Origin of the sequence: Streptomyces sp. NRRL F-5650 (assembly GCF_000721365.1) — a bacterium.
Taxonomy (GTDB): domain Bacteria; phylum Actinomycetota; class Actinomycetes; order Streptomycetales; family Streptomycetaceae; genus Streptomyces; species Streptomyces ardesiacus.
In genome coordinates, this window is sequence record NZ_JOGV01000023.1 from 42,807 (window position 1) to 65,756 (window position 22,950).

24 protein-coding genes are annotated in these 22,950 nt (G+C 74.4%); 21 read left to right on the plus strand and 3 right to left on the minus strand.

The genetic code is table 11. The features are described from left to right. Nucleotides 1-79: 79 nt before the first annotated feature. Nucleotides 80-2,062, minus strand: a complete 1,983-nt coding sequence (locus tag IG88_RS0120880; RefSeq protein ID WP_031043263.1) for an FAD-dependent oxidoreductase — start codon at nucleotides 2,060-2,062, stop codon at nucleotides 80-82. 310 nt (nucleotides 2,063-2,372) lie between these two features. Here IG88_RS0120880 and IG88_RS0120885 point away from each other — a divergent pair, with 310 nt between their 5' ends. The 11 genes from IG88_RS0120885 (at nucleotide 2,373) to IG88_RS0120935 (ending at nucleotide 11,279) form a co-directional block, all read left to right on the plus strand. Beyond that, nucleotides 2,373-3,596, plus strand: a complete 1,224-nt coding sequence (locus IG88_RS0120885) for a SchA/CurD-like domain-containing protein (protein ID WP_031043266.1) — start codon at nucleotides 2,373-2,375, stop codon at nucleotides 3,594-3,596. Between the two features lie 130 nt (nucleotides 3,597-3,726). Then, nucleotides 3,727-4,194 (plus strand): cupin domain-containing protein, encoded by a 468-nt coding sequence (locus IG88_RS0120890; RefSeq protein WP_030402763.1) that lies wholly within the window; start codon nucleotides 3,727-3,729, stop codon nucleotides 4,192-4,194. Then, entirely contained in the window at nucleotides 4,191-5,462 is a 1,272-nt protein-coding gene (locus IG88_RS0120895; RefSeq protein WP_031043269.1) for a beta-ketoacyl-[acyl-carrier-protein] synthase family protein, read from the plus strand. The genes IG88_RS0120890 and IG88_RS0120895 overlap by 4 nt, the downstream gene beginning before the upstream one ends. After that, a complete protein-coding gene (locus tag IG88_RS0120900; RefSeq protein ID WP_031043271.1) occupies nucleotides 5,459-6,727 on the plus strand; it encodes a ketosynthase chain-length factor in 1,269 nt (422 codons plus the stop codon). The genes IG88_RS0120895 and IG88_RS0120900 overlap by 4 nt, the downstream gene beginning before the upstream one ends. 83 nt (nucleotides 6,728-6,810) lie before the next feature. Then, on the plus strand, nucleotides 6,811-7,080 hold the full coding sequence (locus IG88_RS0120905) for an acyl carrier protein (RefSeq protein WP_019326889.1): 270 nt from the start codon (nucleotides 6,811-6,813) through the stop codon (nucleotides 7,078-7,080). 1 nt (nucleotide 7,081) lies between these two features. Next, nucleotides 7,082-7,561, plus strand: coding sequence for an SRPBCC family protein (locus IG88_RS0120910; protein WP_031043275.1), 480 nt, complete (start codon nucleotides 7,082-7,084; stop codon nucleotides 7,559-7,561). Between the two features lie 43 nt (nucleotides 7,562-7,604). Further along, the gene (locus IG88_RS0120915) at nucleotides 7,605-7,940 is read left to right on the plus strand and encodes a TcmI family type II polyketide cyclase (protein WP_031043277.1); all 336 of its coding nucleotides are present in this window, start codon (nucleotides 7,605-7,607) and stop codon (nucleotides 7,938-7,940) included. Between the two features lie 227 nt (nucleotides 7,941-8,167). Continuing rightward, nucleotides 8,168-9,079: a DUF3152 domain-containing protein gene (locus tag IG88_RS0120920; protein ID WP_031043280.1), complete on the plus strand. Its 912-nt coding sequence runs from the start codon at nucleotides 8,168-8,170 to the stop codon at nucleotides 9,077-9,079. A 71-nt stretch (nucleotides 9,080-9,150) separates the two neighbouring features. Beyond that, nucleotides 9,151-9,585, plus strand: a complete 435-nt coding sequence (locus tag IG88_RS0120925) for a PPOX class F420-dependent oxidoreductase (RefSeq protein ID WP_031043282.1) — start codon at nucleotides 9,151-9,153, stop codon at nucleotides 9,583-9,585. 157 nt (nucleotides 9,586-9,742) lie between these two features. Beyond that, on the plus strand, nucleotides 9,743-10,489 hold the full coding sequence (locus tag IG88_RS0120930; protein ID WP_031043283.1) for a DUF4142 domain-containing protein: 747 nt from the start codon (nucleotides 9,743-9,745) through the stop codon (nucleotides 10,487-10,489). A 211-nt stretch (nucleotides 10,490-10,700) separates the two neighbouring features. Beyond that, entirely contained in the window at nucleotides 10,701-11,279 is a 579-nt protein-coding gene (locus tag IG88_RS0120935; RefSeq protein WP_031043285.1) for a hypothetical protein, read from the plus strand. Nucleotides 11,280-11,324: 45 nt separating this feature from the next. On the opposite strand, the gene IG88_RS0120940 is transcribed toward IG88_RS0120935, so the two are convergent. Further along, nucleotides 11,325-12,407, minus strand: coding sequence for a Ku protein (locus IG88_RS0120940; protein WP_031043287.1), 1,083 nt, complete (start codon nucleotides 12,405-12,407; stop codon nucleotides 11,325-11,327). Nucleotides 12,408-12,462: 55 nt separating this feature from the next. Between IG88_RS0120940 and ligD the strand changes: the two genes are divergently transcribed. After that, on the plus strand, nucleotides 12,463-13,344 hold the full coding sequence (gene ligD / locus IG88_RS0120945) for a non-homologous end-joining DNA ligase (RefSeq protein WP_031043289.1): 882 nt from the start codon (nucleotides 12,463-12,465) through the stop codon (nucleotides 13,342-13,344). Between the two features lie 13 nt (nucleotides 13,345-13,357). On the opposite strand, the gene IG88_RS0120950 is transcribed toward ligD, so the two are convergent. After that, a complete protein-coding gene (locus tag IG88_RS0120950) occupies nucleotides 13,358-14,161 on the minus strand; it encodes a hypothetical protein (protein ID WP_031043291.1) in 804 nt (267 codons plus the stop codon). A gap of 106 nt (nucleotides 14,162-14,267) precedes the next feature. On the opposite strand from IG88_RS0120950, the gene IG88_RS0120955 reads away from it, so the two are divergent. The 9 genes from IG88_RS0120955 (at nucleotide 14,268) to IG88_RS0120995 (ending at nucleotide 22,869) form a co-directional block, all read left to right on the plus strand. Then, nucleotides 14,268-14,774 carry a protein-tyrosine phosphatase family protein gene (locus IG88_RS0120955; RefSeq protein WP_037836330.1) on the plus strand — a complete coding sequence of 169 codons (507 nt, stop codon included), beginning with the start codon at nucleotides 14,268-14,270 and terminating at the stop codon, nucleotides 14,772-14,774. 106 nt (nucleotides 14,775-14,880) lie between these two features. Continuing rightward, nucleotides 14,881-15,672, plus strand: coding sequence for a hypothetical protein (locus tag IG88_RS0120960; RefSeq protein WP_031043296.1), 792 nt, complete (start codon nucleotides 14,881-14,883; stop codon nucleotides 15,670-15,672). Beyond that, entirely contained in the window at nucleotides 15,669-16,913 is a 1,245-nt protein-coding gene (locus tag IG88_RS0120965; RefSeq protein ID WP_031043298.1) for a sensor histidine kinase, read from the plus strand. The genes IG88_RS0120960 and IG88_RS0120965 overlap by 4 nt, the downstream gene beginning before the upstream one ends. Nucleotides 16,914-17,083: 170 nt before the next feature. After that, on the plus strand, nucleotides 17,084-17,536 hold the full coding sequence (locus IG88_RS0120970) for an SH3 domain-containing protein (protein WP_031043301.1): 453 nt from the start codon (nucleotides 17,084-17,086) through the stop codon (nucleotides 17,534-17,536). A 43-nt stretch (nucleotides 17,537-17,579) separates the two neighbouring features. Then, a complete protein-coding gene (locus IG88_RS0120975) occupies nucleotides 17,580-18,953 on the plus strand; it encodes an FtsW/RodA/SpoVE family cell cycle protein (RefSeq protein WP_031043305.1) in 1,374 nt (457 codons plus the stop codon). A gap of 16 nt (nucleotides 18,954-18,969) precedes the next feature. Beyond that, nucleotides 18,970-20,463: a penicillin-binding transpeptidase domain-containing protein gene (locus IG88_RS0120980; RefSeq protein WP_051851994.1), complete on the plus strand. Its 1,494-nt coding sequence runs from the start codon at nucleotides 18,970-18,972 to the stop codon at nucleotides 20,461-20,463. Nucleotides 20,464-20,825: 362 nt separating this feature from the next. Continuing rightward, complete coding sequence (locus IG88_RS0120985) at nucleotides 20,826-21,764, plus strand: AurF N-oxygenase family protein (RefSeq protein WP_031043309.1); 939 nt, start codon at nucleotides 20,826-20,828, stop codon at nucleotides 21,762-21,764. Nucleotides 21,765-21,861: 97 nt separating this feature from the next. After that, on the plus strand, nucleotides 21,862-22,515 hold the full coding sequence (locus IG88_RS0120990) for a TetR/AcrR family transcriptional regulator (RefSeq protein ID WP_031043310.1): 654 nt from the start codon (nucleotides 21,862-21,864) through the stop codon (nucleotides 22,513-22,515). Nucleotides 22,516-22,545: 30 nt separating this feature from the next. Continuing rightward, entirely contained in the window at nucleotides 22,546-22,869 is a 324-nt protein-coding gene (locus IG88_RS0120995) for a hypothetical protein (RefSeq protein WP_031043314.1), read from the plus strand. Nucleotides 22,870-22,950 lie beyond the last annotated feature (81 nt).

Genomic DNA, 22,950 nt, shown 5'->3' on the forward strand with positions numbered 1-22,950 from the left:
AGCGCGGTGTGTGGGCGGGACGCCGGCCGACTGAGGCGTCGGCCGGCGGGGTGTGCGTCGCCGGTTCGCTCCCCGGGTCTCAGGCGCGGGCCAGTACCGTGCCCACCACCTGGCGCAGCATCGCCGCCGGGTCGGGGGCGGGGCCCGGGGAGCGCCAGGCCACGAAGCCGTCGGGGCGGACCAGGACGGCGCCGCCCCGGGTCACTCCGTGGGCCCGTGCCCAGTCGGTCTCCTCGTCGTCCGGGACCAGGTCGGCCCCGGCGCTCCCGCCCACGCGGTACGGCTTCAGCGGGACCCGCATCGCCGCGGCCACCTCGGCCGCCGCCTCGTGCCAGCCGGTGGGCTGGGCGGCGTCGCTGAGCAGGACGAGGGAGTCCTCGTAGAGGTCCAGCGTGGACAGGCGCTCCTCGCCCCGGCGGAGCCAGAGGTGGGGGGCCCTGCTGCCGGGGGCGCCGGAGAGGTCGAGCCCCTCCGGGACCACCGGCGTCGCCGGGTCGGCGCCGACCACCGCGCCCTTGGGGTAGCGGTAGCCGAGGGCGACGTTGAGGATGCCGCGCTGCGGTCCGCCACGGGCACCGCCGGGGCCGCCGGCCCCGGGTGCGCCCCCCGGACCCCCGGGGCCACCGGGAGCACCGCCGGACGACGCAGACGCACCGGCCGCCGCACCGCCGGGACCACCGCCCGCACCGCCGGGGGCACCCCCGGACGCCCCAGCCGCACCCGACGCAGCCCCGGGGCCACCCGGGCCACCCGAGCCGCCAGGCCCACCCGAGCCGCCAGGCCCACCCGAGCCGCCAGGCCCACCCGAGGCGCCGGGGCCACCCGGCCCACCCGGGCCGTCGGAGGCGCCGCCCCCTCCACCGGGCATCCCGCCCCCCATCACCGGCGGCGGTGCGAAGCCCGGGTGGCTGTGCTCGACCGAGCGGTGGGCGGCGCGGGCGCTGGTGGCCTCGGCGACCGGGCGGCGTTCCGTGTCGTAGGTGTCCAGGAGGGCCTCGCCCGCCCAGCCCTCCAGGACCGCCGCCAGCTTCCAGGCGAGGTTGTGGGCGTCCTGGATGCCGGTGTTGGAGCCGAAGGCGCCGGTGGGGGACATCTCGTGGGCCGAGTCGCCGGCCAGCAGGACGCGACCGGAGCGGTAGCTGCGGGCGACGCGCTGGGCGGCGTGCCAGGGGGCCTTGCCGGTGATCTCGACGTCGAGGCCGGGGTCGCCGACGGCGCGGCGGATGTGGGCGGCGCAGCGCTCGTCGGTGAAGTCCTCCACCGTTTCGCCCTGCTCGGGGTGCCAGGGGGCGTGGAAGACCCACTTCTCCCGGTTGTCCACGGGCAGGAGGGCGCCGTCGGCGTTCTCGTCCGTGAGGTAGCAGACGATGAAACGGCGGTCGCCCACGACGTCGGCGAGGCGGCGGGAGCGGAAGGTGATGCTGACGTTGTGGAAGAGGTCGCCGGGTCCGCTCTGGCCGATGCCGAGCTGTTCGCGGACGGGGCTGCGGGGGCCGTCGGCGGCGACCAGGTAGTCCGCGCGGATGGTGGTGTGCTCGCCGGTCTCCCGGCTCTTCACGACCGCCGTCACGCCGTCGGCGTCGGCCTCGAAGGAGAGCAGCTCGGTCCCGAAGCGGAGGTCGCCGCCGAGGTTGACGGCGTGGGTGAGGAGTTCGGGTTCCAGGTCGTTCTGGCTGCACAGGCACCAGGAGCTGGGGCTGAAGCGGGCCAGTCCGTTGCCGGGGTCGATCTGCTTGAACAGCCACTCCCCCGCGTCGCCGACCAGGGTGGGCGTCTGGAGGATGCCGTGGTTGTCGGCGAGGGTGGCGGCGGCCCTGCGGATGTCCGGCTCGGTGCCGGCCACCCGGAAGATCTCCATCGTGCGGACGTTGTTGCCGCGCCCGCGAGGGTGGATGGAAGTGCCGGCGTGCCGCTCGACCAGGGTGTGCCGGACGCCCAGCCGGCCCAGGAAGACCGACATCGACAGGCCCACCAGGGACCCGCCGACGACGAGGACCGGCACGCGGTGGGTCCGGTCGCCCCCGGGGGCGGCACCGCCGGACCGGTCGGCTCTTTCGTTCATGGTTGCTCGTCCTCCGTTGCGACAGAAGTGAGTGGCAGAAGTGAGTGACAGACGTGGGTGGCAGACGTGGGTGACAGATGTGGGTGGCGGACGTGGGTGACAGACGTGCGGGGCTCTCATCCATGCCCCGTACGGCCCGTCGAGGCCCGCGGCGGCGCAGGCTTCACCCGCTTAACCCTCCTGGTTCGCGGACCCCGCGGGCACGGCTCACGATCGTGCTTATGCGACCGTCGCACCCCGCCGGCCTGGCGCGCGCCAGTGACGATCGCCCCCAGTCCACGAGAAGTTCCCCGGAGAAGAGGTGGGCCGGATGACGGTCTCTCCCGTCGTAGCGACGGACGCCCCGACCACGAACGCCACGGACGCGACGAACACCGCGAGCACCACCGACGCGGCCGACGCCGCACGCGCCGCGGACGCGGGCGGCGTGTCGATATCCGCGTTCGACGGTTCCCGCGTACGCGTCGTCCTGATGCTGGACGTCCACGACGGCATGCAGCAGGAGTTCCTGGACGCCTACGAGCGCATCCGCGACCGGGTCGCCGCCGTTCCGGGACACGTCAGCGACCAACTCTGCCAGTCCCTGGAGAACCCGACCCAGTGGCTGCTGACCAGCGAGTGGGAGAGCGCCGCGCCCTTCCTGGCCTGGGTCAACAGCGACGAGCACCTGGACACCGTCGAGCCCTTGCAGACCTGTGTCCGGGACACCCACTCGCTGCGCTACAGCGTCCTGCGGGAGACCGACGGCGGACGCCCGGCGCCCGGTGAGCCGCGCTCCGCGCCCCGCATCGGCGGCAACGTCGTGCGGCACGCCCTGACCTTCACCGTACGGCCCGGCAGCGAGGCGGAGACCGCCCGGCTGCTGTCCGAGTACGTGTCGCCCGACGCCCACGTGGACGGCTCCACGCGGCTGCTGCGCACCTCGCTTTTCATGCAGGGCAACCGGATCGTGCGCGCGGTGGAGGTGCGGGGCGACCTGCAGACCGCGCTGCGGCACGTGGCCCGGCAGCCCGGGGTGCGGGCCGTCGAGGAGGCCCTCAACCCGTATCTGGAGCAGGACCGCGACCTCGCCGACCCGCAGTCCGCCCGGCGGTTCTTCACCCGGGCCGCCATGCCGGCCGTTCACCACGCGACGTCCGGCGAGCGGGCCGGTGCGCTGCGGGCCGGTGCGCGCACCGAGCGGCTCGCGCTGCTCTACCCGGTGCGCGCCGGCGCGGGCGGGGAGCTGGCCCGGCTGCTGGCCCGGCAGGACGCGTCGGCCGCGCAGGACCCGGCGGGTCCGGTACTGGCGGCCACCGTCTTCCACCGCGACGACCTCGTCGTACGGCTCGTCGACGTGGCCGGTGACCCCGGCTCCGCGCCCGCCGCCGTGCTGGGCCTGCACGGGGCCGAGGGCGCCGCGGCCGCCGAGCGGCTGCTGGACGTCGCCGCGGCCGGCGTCGAGGGGGCGCCGGCAAAGGCCGCCACGCTGTCCCGGCTGCTGGACCGCATCCGTATGACGCCTCTGACCGACCGGAGTTCGGCCGGTTCCTGAGGAGCCCCCTCCGGTGGTGTGCCCGCCGGTCCGCGTGGACCCGTCCCCGGCGCTCCGCGCCCGCCCCGGCCCGTCTCCACTTTCTCCCCGCTTCTCCCCCACGCCCTCCCGTCTCCCCGGAGTGAACGACATGACAGACCAGCAGGTACGCATCGTCTCCCTCGGCGACATCGCGCCGAACCGCCGCCGCGGCGGAGACCTCCGCGCTCTCCTCACGCCGACCACCGCCGGTTCGACCAGCGGCTTCATGGGCGTGGCCATCGTGCAGCCCGGCGACCGCATCGCCGAGCACTACCACCCGTACTCCGAGGAGTTCGTGTACGTCACGGAGGGCGCCCTCGAAGTGGACCTGGACGGGGTGCCGCACTCGCTCGCCACCGGGCAGGGGCTGCTGATCCCGCAGGACATGCGCCACCGTTTCCGCAACACGGGGGACGTCGAGGCGCGGCTCGTCTTCCACCTGGGGCCGCTGGCCCCGCGGCCGGAGCTGGGCCACGTCGACACGGAGGACGCGGAGGGCAACGCGCTCCCGTGCGACGGGGCCCACGGCCACGCCGCGCACGAGCGGCCCGCCCCCGCGGCCGAGGTGGTGTCATGACCCGGCGACGGGTCGCCGTCACGGGCATAGGCGTCGTCGCCCCGGGCGGGATCGGCGTGCCCCAGTTCTGGGGGCTGCTGTCCGAAGGCCGTACGGCGACGCGCCGCATCTCCCTGTTCGACCCGGCGGGGCTGCGCTCGCAGATCGCCGCCGAGTGCGACTTCGAGCCCGCCGACCACGGGCTCGGCCTGGCCACGGCCCAACGCTGCGACCGTTACGTGCAGTTCGCGCTGGTGGCCGCCTCGGAGGCGGTCCGGGACGCGAACCTCGACCTGAACCGCGAGGACCCCTGGCGCACCGGTGCCACCCTCGGCACGGCGGTCGGCGGCACCACCCGGCTGGAACACGACTACGTGCTGGTCAGTGAGCGCGGCTCGCGCTGGGACGTCGACGACCGGCGGGCCGAGCCGCACCTGGAGCGCGCTTTCACGCCCGCCACCCTCTCCTCCGCGGTCGCCGAGGAGTTCGGGGTGCGCGGGCCGGTGCAGACCGTCTCCACCGGGTGCACGTCCGGGCTCGACGCGGTCGGGTACGCCTTCCACGCGGTCGCCGAGGGGCGCGTCGACGTGTGCCTGGCGGGCGCGTCGGACTCGCCGATATCGCCGATCACGATGGCCTGCTTCGACGCCATCAAGGCGACCTCGCCCAACAACGACGACCCGGCGCACGCCTCCCGCCCCTTCGACGCCGACCGCAACGGCTTCGTGATGGGCGAGGGCGCGGCGGTGCTGGTCCTGGAGGACCTGGAGCACGCCCGGGCCCGGGGTGCGGACGTGTACTGCGAGATCTCCGGCTACGCCACGTTCGGCAACGCCTACCACATGACCGGGCTCACCAAGGAGGGCCTGGAGATGGCGCGGGCCATCGACACGGCGCTGGACATGGCCCGCCTCGACGGCTCGGCGATCGACTACGTCAACGCGCACGGCTCCGGCACCCAGCAGAACGACCGGCACGAGACCGCGGCCGTCAAGCGCTCGCTGGGCGAGCACGCCTACGCGACGCCGATGAGTTCCATCAAGTCGATGGTCGGCCACTCGCTGGGCGCGATCGGCTCGATCGAACTGGCCGCGTGCGTCCTGGCGATGGCCCACCAGGTGGTGCCGCCCACGGCCAACTACACGACCCCCGACCCCGAGTGCGACCTGGACTACGTGCCGCGCGAGGCACGGGAGCGGACGCTGCGGCACGTGCTGTCGGTGGGCAGCGGCTTCGGCGGCTTCCAGTCCGCGGTCGTGCTGAGCGGCAGTGAAGGAGGGCTGCGATGAGCGGACCAGGACAGACCAAGGGCGGGCCCCGGCGGGCGGTCGTCACCGGCCTGGGCGTGGTGTCCCCGCACGGCACCGGCGTCGAGGCGCACTGGAAGGCGGTCGCCGACGGCACCAGCAGCCTCGGGCCCGTCACCCGGGAGGGCTGCGCGCACCTGCCGCTGCGGGTCGCGGGCGAGGTGCACGGATTCGACGCGGCCGAGACGGTCGAGGACCGGTTCCTCGTGCAGACCGACCGGTTCACCCACTTCGCGCTGGCCGCCACCCAGCACGCCCTGGCCGACGCCCGGTTCGGCCGGGCGGACGTCGACTCGCCGTTCTCGGTCGGCGTGGTCACCGCTGCCGGTTCGGGCGGCGGCGAGTTCGGGCAGCGGGAGCTGCAGAACCTGTGGGGCCAGGGCTCGCGGCACGTCGGCCCGTACCAGTCGATCGCCTGGTTCTACGCGGCCAGCACCGGCCAGGTCTCGATACGCAACGACTTCAAGGGGCCCTGCGGGGTCGTGGCCGCCGACGAGGCGGGCGGTCTGGACGCCCTGGCGCACGCGGCGCTGGCCGTGCGGGGCGGCACCGACACGGTGGTCTGCGGCGCGACGGAGGCGCCGTTGGCCCCGTACTCGATCGTCTGCCAGCTCGGCTACCCCGAGCTGAGCCGGTCCGCCGAACCCGAGCGCGCCTACCGCCCGTTCACCGACGCGGCCTGCGGGTTCGCGCCGGCCGAGGGCGGGGCCGTACTGCTCGTGGAGGAGGAGACGGCGGCCCGCGGGCGCGGCGCGGACGTGCGGGCGACGGTGGCCGGGCACGCGGCGACCTTCACCGGGCCCGGACGCTGGGAGCTCTCCCGCCAGGGGCTGGCCCGCGCCATCGAGGGCGCGCTGGCCGAGGCGGGGTGCCGGCCCGAGGACGTGGACGTGGTCTTCGCGGACGCCCTCGGGGTCCCGGAGGCCGACCGGGCGGAGGCCCTGGCCCTGGCCGACGCGCTGGGCCCGCACGCCGCGCGGGTGCCGGTGACCGCGCCCAAGACGGGGACCGGGCGGGCGTACTGCGCGGCTCCGGTGCTGGACGTGGCGACGGCGGTGCTCGCGATGGAGCACGGGCTGGTACCGCCGACCCCGCACGTGGCCGACGTGTGCCACGACCTGGACGTGGTGACCGGCCGGGCCCGCCCCGCCGAGCCGCGTACGGCCCTGGTCCTGGCGCGCGGCCTCATGGGGTCCAACTCGGCGCTCGTCCTGCGCCGGGGCGCCGTGCCGCCCGCGGGCCGCTGACCCCCGGGCCCCCACCGATCACCGACCGCCGAAGGCCGCGGAGAAAGGCCCGTGGCCCGGCAATCCGAGTCAAGGAGGACACCATGACCGACCAACTGGACTACCAGGTGACCGTCGAGGAGCTGTCGGCGCTGATGAAGCGCACCGCCGGCGTGCACGTCGACCCGGTCACCCTGCGGCAGCAGGCCGACGACGGTTTCGACACCTTCGGCCTGGACTCCCTCGGCCTGCTGGGCATCGTGGCCGAGCTGGAGAAGCGGTACGGCCTGGGCCTGCCCGAGCAGGCCGAGCGCTGCAAGACGCCCGCCGATTTCCTCGCGCTGGTCAACGGCGCCCTGAAGACGGGAGTGTGACATGGCAGGGCACACCGACAACGAGATCACCATCGCCGCCCCGATGGAGCTGGTCTGGAACATGACCAACGACATCGAGAAGTGGCCCGGGCTGTTCAGCGAGTACGCCTCCGTGGAGGTGCTCGGCCGTGACGAGGACAAGGTGACCTTCCGGCTCACCATGCACCCGGACGCCGACGGCAAGGTGTGGAGCTGGGTCTCCGAGCGGGTCGCCGACCCCGTCACCCGCACCGTCCGCGCCCACCGGGTCGAGACCGGCCCCTTCCAGTACATGAACATCGTCTGGGAGTACGCCGAGACCGCCGAGGGCACCGTCATGCGCTGGACGCAGGACTTCGCGATGAAGCCGGACGCGCCCGTGGACGACGCCTGGATGACGGACAACATCAACCGCAACTCGCGTACGCAGATGGCACTGATCCGGGACCGGATCGAGCAGGCGGCGGGCGAGCGGCGCACCGCGTCGGTGCTCGCCGACTGAGAACGGCCCCGGCACCGACCCACCCCGCGAAGGGCAGCACCCCATGCACCACACACTGATCGTCGCCCGGATGGCACCCGGCGCGGCACCGGACATCGCGAAGGTGTTCGCGGAGTCCGACAGCGGCGAACTGCCGCACCTGGTCGGCGTCAACCGTCGCAGCCTCTTCGAGTTCGGCGACGGCGTGTACCTGCACCTCATCGAGAGCGACCAGGACCCGGCACCCACCATCGGCAGGCTGACCGGGCACCCGGAGTTCCGCCGGGTCAGCGAGCGGCTGGAGCCGTACGTCTCGGCGTACGACCCGGCGACCTGGCGCGGTCCGAAGGACGCGATGGCGCGCTGCTTCTACCGCTGGGAGCGGACCCCCGTCGGCTGACGGCACCGCCTCCCCGCGCGCGCCGGGGTCACCCGCGGAAACGGGTGACCCCGGCGAAGACGTTGACGAAGGCCGATCGGTTGCCTTCAGCAATCGATTGTCCGCGTGAGAAGGGACACTTCGGAAACGGTGATGTTTTCGTACGTCCGTCCGCTTGGATCTTGGGGGTACAACAGCACAGCGATTCGCCGTGCGTGCCCCGACGACCAGCAGAGAGGACGCACGCCGTGGGCCGATCCACCGCCCGCCGGGCCAGCCGGAGAACCGGACCGGACGGTGCGGGGCACAGATCCCGCTCCCGCAGACGCAGACGCCGCGGACCCGCCCGCGCGGTCCTGGCCTGCGTCGCCCTCGGGGCCGTCCTGCTCACCGCGGGTGCCGCCGTGGCGTACTGGCGGGAGACCAGGCCGCCGGTGACGGACGACCAGGTGGCCGACGTCACGGACGCGCTGGACGCCTCGACCAGGACCCCCTCGGCCTCCGCGTCCCCCTCCCCCTCGCCGTCCGTGAAGACCTCCCCGTCGCCCTCGGCCTCCCCCTCGGCGTCGGCCTCGCCCTCCACCATCGCCATTCCGGCGACCGGACCCGGCACCTTCGTCACCGCCCGGGCCGACGGCACGACCGTGGGCACCGGCAGCCGCGTACGCCGCTACAAGGTCCTGGTGGAGGAGGGCCTCGACGTCCGGCCCGGGGCGGCGGCCGACGAGATAGCCGAGGTGCTCGCCGACCGGCGCGGCTGGACCCGCGACGGGACCAACTCCTTCCGTCTGGTCAGCAGCGGTTCGTACGACTTCGTGGTGAAGATCGCCACGCCGGGCACCGTCGACCGGATCTGCGGCGCCGCGGGCCTGGACACCGGGGGCGAGGTCAACTGCAGCGTCGGCACGGACGTCGTGGTGAACCTCAAGCGCTGGGTGCTGGGTTCGCCGGAGTTCGACGGCCCCATCCACGAGTACCGGGCGCTGATCGTCAACCACGAGGTCGGCCACCGCATCGGCCACGGCCACGAGACCTGCCCCGGCGCCGGGCGGCCCGCCCCGGCGATGATGCAGCAGATCAAGGGCCTCAAGGGGTGCGTGGCCAACGCCTGGCCCTACGACGAGTCCGGCGACTACCTGGGCGGCCCGTCGGTGCCCTGAGCCCACCGCGGCGGCGCTGTCCGGGGGGCGGTTCGCAGGACAGGACGCGCCACGGGGGCGATGATCGGCTCATGACCACCACACCGCGCTTCGATCCCCGAGCCCTGCTGGCGGCGAGCCGGCTCGGCGTCCTGGCGACGATCAAGTCGGACGGCCGCCCGCAGCTCTCCCCCGTGATGCCCGCCTACGACGAGGAGGCCGGCGTCGTCCGGGTGTCGACGCGCGAAGGGCTCGCCAAGACGGCGAACCTGCGCCGGGACCCGCGCGCCACGCTGGAGGTGACGGCCCCGGACGGCAGGTCCTGGGCCACCGCCGAGGGCGTCGCCACCCTCACCGGACCGGGCACCGACCCGCACGGACCGGAGGTCGAGGCGCTGGTGGAGTACTACCGCGCCGCAGCCGGGGAGCACCCGGACTGGGACGAGTACCGGGCGGCGATGGTGTCCGACCGCCGGGTGCTGCTCACCATCACGGTCGAGCGCGTGTACGGCGCCTCCCTCGGCTGAACCGGCCCGGCGGCTGCCGGGTCCGCACGGTTTCCGTGCAAGTTCCGCGCCGGGCGGTGATCGATCCGTCCGGCGTTTGCGTACCTCCTGGTGTACCGGCACGCGCGCGAGCACCCGTGCGCGTCGCCCCGCGTCCGCCGCGTCGCCTGGAGGCACCATGCGCCTGTCCCGCAGCAGGGTCGGAGTCCTCGTCCTGTTCGGTGCGATGATCCTGACCCTCACCGCGCTGGCCTTCCCGGCCGTGCTCGGTCTGGACAAGCCCGCCGGCGACCAGAGCCGGGTGGTGGCCAGTACGAGGTTCGGTCCGCTCACCGAGGCGGACCGCGATTTCGTGGTCAAGGTCCGTGCCGCCGGGCTGTGGGAGTACCCGCTGGGCGAGATGGTGATGGAGCGCGGGACGACGAAGGCGATGAAGACGGCCGGGGAGCACCTGGTCGTCGGGCACGCGGGCCTCGACGCGAAGTGCCGCGAGATCGCCCCCGAGCTGGGCATCACCCTGCCCAACCGGGCCTCTGAGCAGCAGGAGGGCTTCGTGGCCTCGGTGGACGCCAGGAGCGGCAAGGAGTTCGACTCGGCGGCGGTCAACATCATGCGGGTGACCCACGGCCAGATCTTCCCCGCCATCGCCAACGTCCGGGCCGCCACCAGGAACACGCTGGTGCGGCAGTTGGCGGACCTGGCCAACGACACCGTCCTGGACCACATCACGGTGCTGGAGAAGACCGGCCTGGTCGAGTACGACCGGGTCACCTTCCAGCAGACCGGACCGGCGAAGCTGCCCCGGGAGAAGGTCACCCCGCCCCCGCCGCAGCCGGGCGAGCGGGTGCTGGTGCTGAAGCCGCGGCCCGACCTGGACGTGAACACGGCGTCCCCGGCGCCCGCTCCGTCGCCGGCGGCCCCCTGAAGCCGGGGCGGCCCGGGGGCGGGCACCATTACGACCGCGTCACGACCGGCGGCGGGCGGAACGGGCCCCGGGCCCCGCGCGTTCTTAGGGGTTGGCGGCCGACGGAGTCCGCCTGGCCATGACCATCCGGCGCCGGGACCGGTGGTGGGCGGGCCTCCCCTTCGCTTCCCGCCCCCGCCCGCCCGGGGCCGACCACAGGAAGAGCCAGACCATGACAGCTTCCGGACCGGGCGGCGACGCCCCTCAGGGGCCGGGCGGCACGCCGTCCGTGCCCGAGTACGTCTGGCGGCTGTTCCTGGAGGACGACGAGCGTGCCATCCGCGCCTCCGCCCCCAGGGAGCCCGCCGCCCGGGACCGGCTCCCCGGGCGCCCGCCGCAACCCCCGGCGGGTCACCCGGGCCGGGCCCTCGCACCCGCACCCGCACCCGCACCCGCACCCACGGTCGGTGAGGCGTGGCAGGCGGAGGACACGTGGGCGGGTCCTGCCTGGCGCGAACTGGACGGCCGGGCCCGGGTGCGGCGGATCGGCCGGGTGCTCGGCACGGCCGCCGCGGCGGCCCTCGCCCTGACCGCGTGGTCGCACCTGTCCGCCGGCCCGGTCGTCCCGGACGGCGGACCCGCCGAAACGATCGGGCAGCGCCTGGAGGAGAGTCCCGCCCTGCCCACGGCGGGCCCGGCCCCGGACGCCGCCCTGCCCACGCCGTCCGGCGACGCGAGCCCCGCCGTCTTCGGGCCCGCCCCGTCCGCGGCACCCGGGGCGTCCGGCTCCCCGTCGTGGACCGTCAACTGAAAGGGACGTTCGACGACCTGCCGTCCGGGGCGGCGGGTCCGCGCGTCAGGCGCTGCGCCTGCGGGACGCCGTCTTCTTGGCGGTGCTCCTGCCGGTGCCCTTGGCACTCTCCTTGGCCGTGCTCCGTCCCGCGGCCTTCTTGGCGGTGCCCTTGGCCGCCGTCTTCTTCGCGGGCGCGGACGCGGCGGACTTCGCCGTCGACTTCTTCGGCTCCGCCTTCTTCGCCGTCTTCCTCGCGGCCGTGGAGGTGGACTTCTTGCCGCCGGTCTCCTTGGGCGTCCGGCGGGAGGCGGTCTCGCGCTGCGGCAGGGACCTGACCTCGGCCTCCTCGTCGGGGCCGCCGCCCTCGCCCCCGCGGGACTCCCGGGCCGCCCGCACGCTGTTCTCCAGGGCGGCCATCAGGTCCAGCACCTTGCCGGGGGCGGCCTCCTCGCGGGACTCCGGGGGCCGTTCCCCGGCGGCCTTGGCGGCGACGACCTCCTCGACGGCCTCCCGGTACTCGTCGTGCAGGTCGTCCAGGTCGATCTCGCCGAGGGTGTCCATGAGGGCGTCCGCGAGATCCAGTTCCTGGTCGCGCACGGTGACACCGCCCTCCGGGGCGACGCCCTCGGGGGCCCGGACCTCGTCCGGCCACAGCAGGCCGTGCATCGCGATGGCGTCGCCGACGACCCGGAGCATGCCGAGGCGTTCCCGGCCGCGCAGCGCGAACTTGGCGATCGCGACCCGGTTGCTGCGCTTGAGCGCCTCGCGCAGCAGCGTGTACGGCTTGGCGGCGGGGGCGCCGCTCGCCGCGAGGTAGTAGGCCGAGCCCATCTGGAGCGGGTCGATGCGGTCCTCGGGCACGAAGGCCACGATCTCGATCGTGCGGGCCGTCGGGATCGGCAGTTGGGAGAGGTCCTCGTCGGTGATCGGGATCATCGCGCCGTCGGCGTCCTCGTAGGCCTTGCCGATCTCGGCCTGGGTGACCTCGCGGTCCTCCAGTTCGCACACCTTGCGGTAGCGGATCCGGCCGCCGTCCTCGGTGTGGATCTGGCGGAAGGAGACCGCGTGGCTCTCGGTCGCGTTCACCAGCTTGATCGGGATGCTGACCAGGCCGAAGGAGATGGCGCCGTTCCAGATGGATCGCACGTGCAGCACCGTTCCTCTCGGGCGTTTCGTCACTGTTTCATGAGATTGTCATGGTATGGCGCCGATGACGGAAGTGGAGGGGCGGCGGGTGGCCCTCAGCAACCTGGACAAGGTGCTGTATCCCGCGGCCGGCCTCACCAAGGGCGAGCTGCTGCACTACTACGCGACGACCGCCGGGGTGCTGCTGCCGCACCTGCGGGACCGTCCGGTCTCCTTCCTGCGGTACCCGGACGGCCCGGACGGCCAGGTGTTCTTCACCAAGAACGTGCCGCCGGGTACGCCCGAGTGGGTCACCACCGCCGAGGTGCCGCGCTCGGCGGGTCCGGCCCGGATGGTCCTGGTGCAGGACCTGGCGAGCCTGATGTGGGCGGCGAACCTGGTGACCGAGTTCCACACCCACCAGTGGACCGCCGGTGACCCCGGCGAGGCCGACCGGCTGGTGTTCGACCTGGACCCCGGGGCGCCCGCGACCGTGGTGCAGTGCTGCGAGGTCGCGCTGTGGCTGCGGGAGCGGCTGGCGGCCGACGGTGTCGAGGCGTACGCCAAGACGTCGGGGGCCAAGGGCCTGCACCTGCTGGCGGGCGTGCGGGGGGCCTCGTCGGAGCGGGTGTCGGAGTACGCGAAGGCGCTGGCGGTGGAGGCGGAGAAGGCGCTGCCCAAGCTGGTGGTGCACCGGATGACGCGCAGCCTGCGGCCGGGGAAGGTGTTCGTGGACTGGAGCCAGAACGCCGCCCGCAAGACCACGGCCGCCCCCTACACCGTGCGGGCGCGCGACGTGCCGGCGGTGTCCACCCCGGTGACGTGGGAGGAGGTCGCCGGGTGCGGGCGGGCGGAGCAGTTCGTCTTCCGGACCGGCGACGTGGGGCCCCGGGTGGCGGACTACGGCGACCTGCTGGCGCCGCTCTTCGACCGGGGGCGGGCGGCGGCACTGCCCTGAGTGCGGACGCCGGTCACAGGCGGGCCCAGGTGGCGCGGTCCCGGGCGACGGCGTGCAGCGACTCCACCTCCGCCGGTTTCAGCACGCCGCCCGTCCGGCCCAGCTCCGGCAGCTCCCGGTCCGTGAGGACGCGCACGGAACACGGCGGGGCGGTGAGGCTCACGCGCGCGGGTTCGACGAGGACGAGGACGGGACGCACCTGGGCGGTCAGGGCGTACGAGGCCCGGTCGGCGTCGGCACGGACCCGGCGCAGCAGGGGAAGCGGCGCGCCGCGGCCCACCGTCACCATGGGGTCGGCGACCCGCACCCGGTGCCTGCGGGCGGGCAGCACGTGCAGGGCGAAGAGGCCGCCCGGTCCGATCAGCAGGTGGTGGACGCGGTCGCCGCCGGGCAGCGGGAGGGAGTGCAGGGTGTGCCAGCCGGCGCCGTCGAGGAGGTCGAGGGCCTCCCCCGTCGCCCGCTCGGCGGCCAGCGCCCGGCGGCGCGGGTCGGGACGCAGCCGGTGCGCCGGTGCGGGCTCGCGCTCCAGGGCGACCAGGAGAGCCTCGCCGGGCCGGTTGGGGGCGAGGTCGTCGTCCGGGTGGAGGGCCAGCCGGGCCAGCTCGGCCGGGGTCGGGACCGGGGGCGGGCCGACGGCCACGGGGCCGGTGAGGAAGGGGGCCAGGGCCCGCAGCACCTCGTCCCGGCGGTCGTCGCGCAGCAGGTTGACGCGGGCCGCCTCACGGTCGTACCAGGCGACGTTCCCGCCGCCGGGAAGGCAGACGTAGAGCCGTTCCCGGCCGTGCCGCCGGGTCGGTACGACGCGCAGTCCGTCCACGCACAACACCCCTGTCCATGGGACCAGGAGGGGTGCTGCCGGGGCAAGGACCCGGTTACCTTCGAGTGGGACCGGGCAAGCCCTGGGCAGGACTCGGGAGGTGCCTGTGCGAACCCGTGGGGAAGGTCCGGACGTGCCGGCTCCGGACCGGCCGTGGGACGAGATCGTGCCGGGTCTGTGGATGGGCGGGCACCAGTTCCGTGGGGCGGCCGGACGGCTGGAGTCCGCCGTAGTGCGGGACGAGTTCGACCTCGTGCAGACGCTGCTGCGGCTGCCCGGGCACGGCCCCGGCGAGGGCGTCGAGCACCATGTGTGGCCCATCCCCGACGGCCCCCTGGACGGCACGCAGCTCGCCGGGGTGATCCGGCTGGCGGAGGCGGCGGACGAGGCGCTGGACGGGGGCCGGACGGTGCTCGTCCGCTGCTACCACGGCTACAACCGCTCCGGTCTCGTCGTCGCGCACACGCTGATGCGCCGGGGCCGCGGTGCCGAGGAGGCGATACGGCTGGTCCGGGCCGGGCGCTCGCCGTGGGCGCTGCACAACGACCTGTTCGTGGCCTACCTGCGGGCGGGTCTGGCCACCGTGCGGCTGCTGGAGGACCTGGCCGAGTAGCCCGGCGGGCCGGTGCGCGCGCAAAATGGCCTTCCGTACGAAGACGCGTACGGCGACGCCCGCTGCCCCGCAGACGCCGATCGCCGGTCCCGACCCCAGGAGTGCAGTGCTCCCGAGCCGCCGCGGGCGCCCCGCCCGCGTCCTTGCCGCCCTCGCGTTGCTCCTGGCGACCGCGGCCGCCGCCGGGACGCTGGCCGCCTGCGGGGACACCGGCGGGCTGCGCGCGGCCGGGTCGACACCCCCCGCGCGCAATCCGGCGAAGCTCTGGCCCGGTCTGACACCGGCGTCGAGTCCGGCGTACGACATCGGCGAGGTGGAGCACGCGGTGGTCGAGGGCGTCGCCGTGCCGGGCGGAGACATCCGCGGGGTGGACCCGGTGGCCGCGGTGCGGGCCGAGATCGCCGCGCACCCGGAGGACTACGCGGGCGCGAAGGCGCCGTACCGCGAGACGTCCCGGCGGATGGCGGACTGCGGCCCGGAGGGAGCCGGGGACGCGGAGGGCCGCTGCCCGGTGCTGCGGCCGTACTACCGCGACCTGACCGGCGACGGGCGCCCCGAGATGACGCTGGGGTTCCGGCTGCTGCCGGAGAAGCTGACCGCCGTACGCGTGTACACCGTGGAGAAGGACCGGCTGGTGCGGGTCATGTCGTACCAGGACGCCGTGAGCGCGGTCGAGCTGGCCGGGCGGACGGTGATCGTCCGCTCGCCCTCGGAGGTGGCCGGCTACGAGTACCGGCTGCGGTGGACCTGGGACCCCGACCAGCGGGCCATGCTGCTGACCAGCGACGAGATGCTGCGCACCGACGACGGCGGACGGCACACGAAGCGTCCGTCCGCGTCCCCGTCGCCGTCGCCGTCCGCGCCCGCCTCCGCGTCGCCCCCGGCGAGCGCCCGGTGAGGCTCGCCCTCCCCCGGTGGGCCGGGCCGCTGGCGGTGAGGGCGGCCGTCTTCATCACCGTGATGTGCTGCGCGCTCGCCGCGCTGCTCGGCGTCCTGGTGCACGTCTCGGTCACCGACCGGACCGTCGGCCAGGCGCGTGAGGCCGCCCTGTCCCGGCTGCGGGACGCGACGGAGTCCTACGAGGCCGGGGACCCGCTGCGGCGCGGGGCCGGCGTGGATCCGCCGGGGCTGCCGCGGCGCCTGCGCGAGCTGGCGGCGTCGGGGCGGCGCGGCACGATGGTCGCCGAGTACGAGGGGCGCCCCACGATGTGGGCGGCGGGCCCCGCCGACGGCGGCCGTGCGCTGGCGGTGCGGATCGACCACTCCCAGGCCCGGGCCACCATCGAGGGTCTGGACAGCACCCTGGTGTGGGCGTCGGGGCTGGCGATCGGGGCGACGCTGCTGGTCGGCGCGTTCGCGGTGACGCGGGTGACGCGGCGGCTGCACACGACGGCGCGGGTGGCGCGGCGGATCAGCGCGGGCGACCTCGACGCGCGGGTCGGCGATCCGCGCGCACAGGATCCGACGCGTGCGCAGGACGAGGTGGCGTCGGTCGCCGCCGCGCTGGACTCCATGGCGTCGTCGCTGCAGGGCAAGCTGCTGGCCGAGCAGCGCTTCACCGCCGACGTGGCGCACGAGCTGCGTACGCCGCTCACCGGTCTGCACGCGGCGGCCGAGCTGCTGCCGCCGGGCCGCCCCACCGAGCTGGTGCGCGACCGGGTGGCGGCGCTGCGCACGCTCACCGAGGACCTGCTGGAGATCTCCCGGCTGGAGAGCGGGCGGGAGCGGCTGGAGACGGAGCCGGAGGAGCTGGGCTCGCTGGCCCGGCGGGTGGTGCGGGGCTCGGGCACCGACACGCGGGTGGACGTCGTGCGGGACGCACGGGTGGAGACCGACCGGCGGCGCCTGGAGCGGGTGCTGGGCAACCTGGTCGCCAACGCGCACCGGCACGGGCGGGGGCCGGTGGTGCTGACGGTGGACGGTGCGGTGATCACCGTGCGGGACCACGGGGACGGCTATCCGGAGTACCTGCTCGCGCACGGGCCGCAGCGCTTTCGCACCGAAGGCGGGACCAAGGGGCACGGTCTGGGGCTGACCATCGCGCTGGGGCAGGCCGAGGTGCTCGGGGCGCGGCTGGAGTTCACCAACCCGCCGGGCGGCGGGGCGCTGGCCCGGCTGACGCTGCCCCACCGGCCCTGAACCGGTCCCACCGGCCCTCAACCGGCCCCACCGGCCCCGAAACCGGCCCCGCCCGCCGCTCCGGCGGCGTGCCGGCCCCGATGGCTCAGTGCGGCGGGCGGTGTTGCGGGGGCGCTCCTAATGTGGCGGTTAGTCACCTGAAGACCCGTTCGTTCCCGGGAGGTACTCCCATGCCGCACCTGTCCGCACCGGCCGCGCGCTTCCCCCTGGTCCGCGGCCTCGCCACCGTCCTCGCGGCCTGCGCGCTCGCCGCCGCCCTGGCCGTCGCACCCGCCGTCGCGCACGACGGCCGGGGTGCGGAGGCGGACGCCGTGCCCGCCGTCACCGGCGGCGCGGACGGAGGGGGAGGCGGCGACGCGCGGGGCGGGGACGACGGCCGCCGGGAGCAGGGCCGCTACCGCGGCGTCGTGACGGCCGAGCGGCTCGCCCTGCGCACCTCGCCGAGCCGCGGCGCGGACGTCATCCGCTACGCCCGCCGGGGCGAGGTCGTCTCGATCCATTGCAAGACGCCCGGCTCGAAGGTCCGGGGCAACCCCCTCTGGTACCTGCTCACGGACGGCACCTGGGCCTGGGGCGCGGCCCGTTACATCGACAACATCGGCCCCGCGCCGCGCTGGTGCTGAACCAGCCGCCGCGCAGATCCCACCATGTGGGTAAGTTCCGGACATGACCAAGGCCGGAACCGGAACCGGACTCACCGTGGCACAGGCGGACACCCCCGCTCCCGTCGCCCGACTCCCCCGGCGCCGGGGGGTCGAACTCGCGCTGATCCTGCTGGCCGTCCTGCTGTCGGTGTTCGGCTACTGCAACGTCGGACTCGCGCAGCACGACGCCCTCCCGCCCGGCGCCGCCGGTTACGGCGCCGGGCTCGGGGTGCTCGCCCTCCTCGCCCACCTGGCGGTGCGGCTGCGCGCCCCGTACGCGGACCCCTTGCTGCTGCCCATCGGCGTGCTACTCAACGGCCTCGGCCTGGTGCTGATCTACCGGCTCGACCTGGAGACGCCGGGAGACCGGGCGGCCCCGGCCCAGCTCGTGTGGTCGACGCTGGGGGTCGCCCTGTTCATCGTGGTCGTCCTGCTCCTGCGCGACCACCGCGTCCTGCAGCGCTACGCCTACGTGTGCGTCGCCGCCGCGCTCGCGCTGCTGACGGTGCCGATCTTCTTCCCGGCGGTGAACGGCGCGCGCATCTGGATCCGGATCGCGGACTTCTCCATCCAGCCCGGCGAGTTCGCCAAGGTGCTGCTCGCGGTGTTCTTCGCCGCCTACCTGGCCGCCAACCGCAGCGCACTGGCGTACGCGGGACGCACGGTGTGGCGGCTGCAGTTGCCCACCGGGCGGCTGCTGGGCCCGATCCTCGCGGTGTGGCTGGTCAGCGTCGGCGTCCTGGTCCTGGAGCGCGACCTCGGCACCTCGCTCCTCTTCTTCGGCCTGTTCGTGGTCCTGCTCTACGTCGCCACCGGCCGCACCGGCTGGATCGCCGTGGGTCTGCTGCTGGCGTCGCTGGGCGCGGTGGCGGTGGGCTGGCTGGAGCCGCACGTGCACAGCCGGGTGGAGGACTGGCTGCACCCCTTCGCGTCCATCGAGGCGGGCCACGGCCCGAACCAACTGGCCCAGTCCCTCTTCGCGTTCGCGGCGGGCGGGGTCACCGGCACGGGGCTCGGCCTCGGCCACTCGGTCCTGATCGGCTTCGCGGTCAAGTCGGACTTCATCCTGGCCACGGCCGGGGAGGAGCTGGGCTTCCTCGGCCTGACCGCCGTCTTCCTGCTGTACGGGCTGCTGGTGGAGCGCGGTTACCGGGCGGGCCTCGGCGCCCGCGACCCCTTCGGGCGGCTGCTGGCGGTCGGCCTCTCCTCGATCGTGGCGCTCCAGGTGTTCGTCATCGCGGGCGGGGTGACCGGGCTGATCCCGCTGACCGGCATGCCGATGCCGTTCCTGGCGCAGGGCGGGTCCTCCGTCGTCACCAACTGGGCGATCGTGGCGCTGCTGATCCGGGTGAGCCACGCGGCCCGCAGCCAGGCCGGCGGGCGGGCGGAGCCGTGAGCGGGGAGCGGGTCCGGTGACCCGGAACATCCGGCACGCGGCCCTCTTCTGCGCCCTGCTGCTGTTCGCCCTGGTGGTCAACGCGGCCCGGGTGCAGATCGTCCGGGCCCCGGAGTACGACGACAACCCGGCCAACCGCCGCCCCGACATCGCCCGTTACCAGCAGCCGCGCGGCGACATCCTGGTCGGCGGCAAGGCGGTCACCGGCTCCCGGGACACGGGCGAGCACCTGCGCTACGAACGGACGTACGCGAACGGGCCGATGTACGCGCCGGTCACCGGCTTCGCCTCGCAGGCGTACGGGACGACGCTGCTGGAGCACGCCGAGGACGGACTGCTGTCCGGCGCCGACCCGATGCTCGCGCCGCTGCCCCTGTGGAACGAGGTCACGGGCGCCCACAACCCGGGCGGCGACGTCGTGACGACCATCGACGGGGCCGCGCAGCGGGCGGCGTTCGAGGGGCTCGGGGGGCGCAAGGGGGCGGTGGCCGCGATCGAGCCGGCCACGGGCCGGGTCCTGGCCCTGGTCTCCACCCCCTCCTACGACCCCCAGTCGCTGTCCGGCAACAGCGCGGCCGCCACCCGCACCTGGAACCGGCTCAACGCCGACCCGGACAAGCCGATGCTCAACCGGGCGGTGAGCCGGACCTATCCGCCGGGGTCGACCTTCAAGGTGGTCACCGCGGCGGCGGCGCTGGACGCGGGGGTGGTCCGCGACCTGGACGCGCCGACCCGCTCCCCCGACCCGTACACCCTGCCCGGGACGCGGACGAAGCTGACCAACGAGTCCGACGGGTGCCGCGACGCCTCGCTGCGGGAGGCGTTCGAGTGGTCCTGCAACACGGTGTTCGCCAAGCTCGGCGTGGACGTGGGCGTGCCCGGCATGACGGCCATGGCGGAGGCCTTCGGCTTCAACGACGACGGGCTGCGGGTCCCCTTCCCCGTCGCGCGCAGCACCTTCGACACGGCGGTGGACCGGGCGCAGCTCGGCCTGTCCTCGATCGGGCAGTACAACACCCGGGCGACGCCGCTGCAGATGGCGATGGTGGCGGCGGCGGTGGCGGGCGGCGGCCAGGTGCGCCAGCCGTACCTGGTGGAGCGCACGGTGCGGGCGGGCGGGAGCCTGGTGGCGGCGGCCGGGTCGCGTCCCTCCCGGGAGGTGATGCGTCCCTCGACGGCGGCGCTGCTCAAGGAGCTGATGACCGGCGTCGTGGACAACGGCACCGGCGAGAGGGCCGCGATCCCGGGTGCGGTGGTGGGCGGCAAGACCGGCACCGCCCAGCACGGGGCGGGCAACTCCGGGACGCCGTACGCGTGGTTCGTCTCCTGGGCGCGCGGTGACGGGGACGTGGAGCCGAAGGTCGCGGTCGCGGTGGTGGTCGAGGGCTCGCCGGCGGACCGGGAGGGCATCAGCGGGGGCGGGCTGGCGGCGCCGATCGCGCGGGCGGTGATGGAGGCGGTGCTCTCTGCAGCGGGCCCGGGGGCGGCATCTCCGACGGCCGGCGGTTGATGACGGCGAGGAGGCCACAGGTGTCCGTGGCCAGGTCGGGTTCGCAGGTGTACACGACTGGCGGCCCCTCCTTCTCTCGCTCCTGGGAGTCGTCGTCCGGCCCGTAGTCACGTGCGGCGCTCATGGTCGCTCCCATGTGCCGGAGTCCGACGGACATGGCCGGCGTACCCAGCACGAACAGCGACGGTGCGCTCCGTCGGGCGGGCCCGGGCCGGACGGTTGACGACCAACCCCTCCTTTACTCGCGGTCAACAAGTTCCGCGCAGGGGATTGACGAGCTTGCTGACAAGCAGTCTCATAAGACGCAGCACGCTGGAGTGACCGCGGGTAACACGAACCGTTCGACGAGGTGGGACACAGCCATGACGACGCTGACGGAAGCCGACGCGCTCGAGGGCCTGCGCGACGCGCTCGGCCTGCTCAAGGACCGGGAGCAGGTGGCCGAACGGCTGCTCGACTCGTCCGCCAAGCACTCCTTCGACCCGGACAAGGAGCTGGACTGGGACGCGCCGTTCGAGGACGGCAAGTGGTTCTGGCCGCCGGAGCTGGTGTCGCTGTACGACACCCCGATGTGGCAGCGCATGAGCGAGGAGCAGCGCATCCTCCTCTCCCAGCACGAGGCCGCCGCGCTCGCCTCGCTCGGCATCTGGTTCGAGCTGATCCTGATGCAGCTCCTGGTCCGGCACATCTACGACAAGTCGGCGACGAGCGCGCACGTGCGGTACGCGCTGACCGAGATAGAGGACGAGTGCCGGCACTCGAAGATGTTCGCCCGGCTGATATCGCGCGGCGGGACCCCGTGGTACCCGGTGAGCCCGGTCCACCAGCACCTGGGGCGCCTGTTCAAGACGATCTCCACCACGCCCGGTTCCTTCACCGCCACGCTGCTCGGCGAGGAGGTCCTGGACTGGATGCAGCGGCTGACCTTCCCGGACGAGCGGGTCCAGCCGCTGATCCGGGGCGTCACGCGCATCCACGTCGTGGAGGAGGCGCGGCACGTGCGGTACGCCCGTGAGGAGCTGCGCCGGCAGATGGTGACGGCACCGAAGTGGTCGCAGGAGTTCACGCGGGTCACCTCGGGGGAGTTCGCCCGCGTCTTCTCCATCGCCTTCATCAACCCGGAGGTCTACGCGAACGTCGGCCTCGACAAGCGCGAGGCCCTGGCGCAGGTCAAGGCCAGCGGCCACCGCAAGGAGATCATGCAGACCGGCGCGAAGCGCCTGACGGACTTCCTGGACGACATCGGCGTCCTGCGCGGCGTCGGCCGGAAGCTGTGGCGCTCGTCGGGGCTGCTGGCCTAGTCGGGTCTGGCGGCCCGGTCGGGCTGCCGGCCCGGTCTGGCCGGTCCGCTCCACGGGCAGGCGTGGGCGCCCGGTTGGGCGGGATACGCTGCGGTTCATGACCCCGCAGGCCTCCACTCCCGCCTACCGCCGCCTCAGCGTCGAGGAGCGCCGCGTCCAACTGCTGGACGCGGCGCTCGTCCTCTTCGCGCACCGGCCCCCGGAGGAGGTCTCCCTGGACGACGTGGCCGAGCAGGCCGGGGTCTCACGGCCCCTGGTGTACCGGTACTTCCCCGGCGGCAAGCAGCAGCTCTACGAGGCGGCGCTCGGCTCCGCCGCCGACGAGCTGCGCCTGTGCTTCGACGAGCCCCGGGTGGGTCCGCTGCTGGCCCGGCTCTCCCGCGCCCTGGACCGCTACCTCGCCTTCGTCGACGAGCACGACACCGGCTTCAGCGCCCTGCTGCGGGGCGGCAGCGTGGTCGAGACCTCGCAGACCTCGGGCATCGTGGACGGTGTCCGGCGGGCCGCCGCCGAGCACATCATGAGCCACCTGGACGTCGCCGCGCCGGGCCCCCGGCTGCGGATGACCGTACGGATGTGGATCACGGCGGTGGAGGCGGCCTCGCTGATCTGGCTGGACGAGGGCAAACAGCCGCCCCGCGACGAGCTGCGGGAGTGGCTGGTGGAGCAGTTCCTCGCCGTGCTGACGGTCACCGCGCGCCGCGACCCGCAGTCCGCCGCGCTGGTCGCGTCCCTCGCGGCGGAGCTCTGACCCGGTGCGCCGATCGCCGACACTGGTGCCGTGAAGAGCGAAGACACCCCCTTCGAGGGCGGCCCCATGGACGGACGTGTGCTGCCCGTCCTGGTCGGGATGACCGGGCACCCGCCGAAGACGTACCGCATCCCCGTGCCGGCCCCGGACGGCGGCCCGCCCACCGTCCTGGTGTACCGCAGGGAGCCCCGGGACGCCCGGGGCGGGCTGCGGTTCGCCCGCTGGAAGTACACCTACGACCCCACGGGCCGCACGGGCTCCGGCCGCCAGTGGCCTTGGTCGAGGCCGGGCCGCCCGGCGGCCGCCGATCCAGACGCCACGCCGCCCGGCAAGCCGGACGACGCGCACGGGTGACCGGGTTGCGCCGATCCGCGCACACTCGCCGCGCGAAGCGCGCGGGCCCGCCCCATGCTCGCCATGCGGAGCGGACCCCCC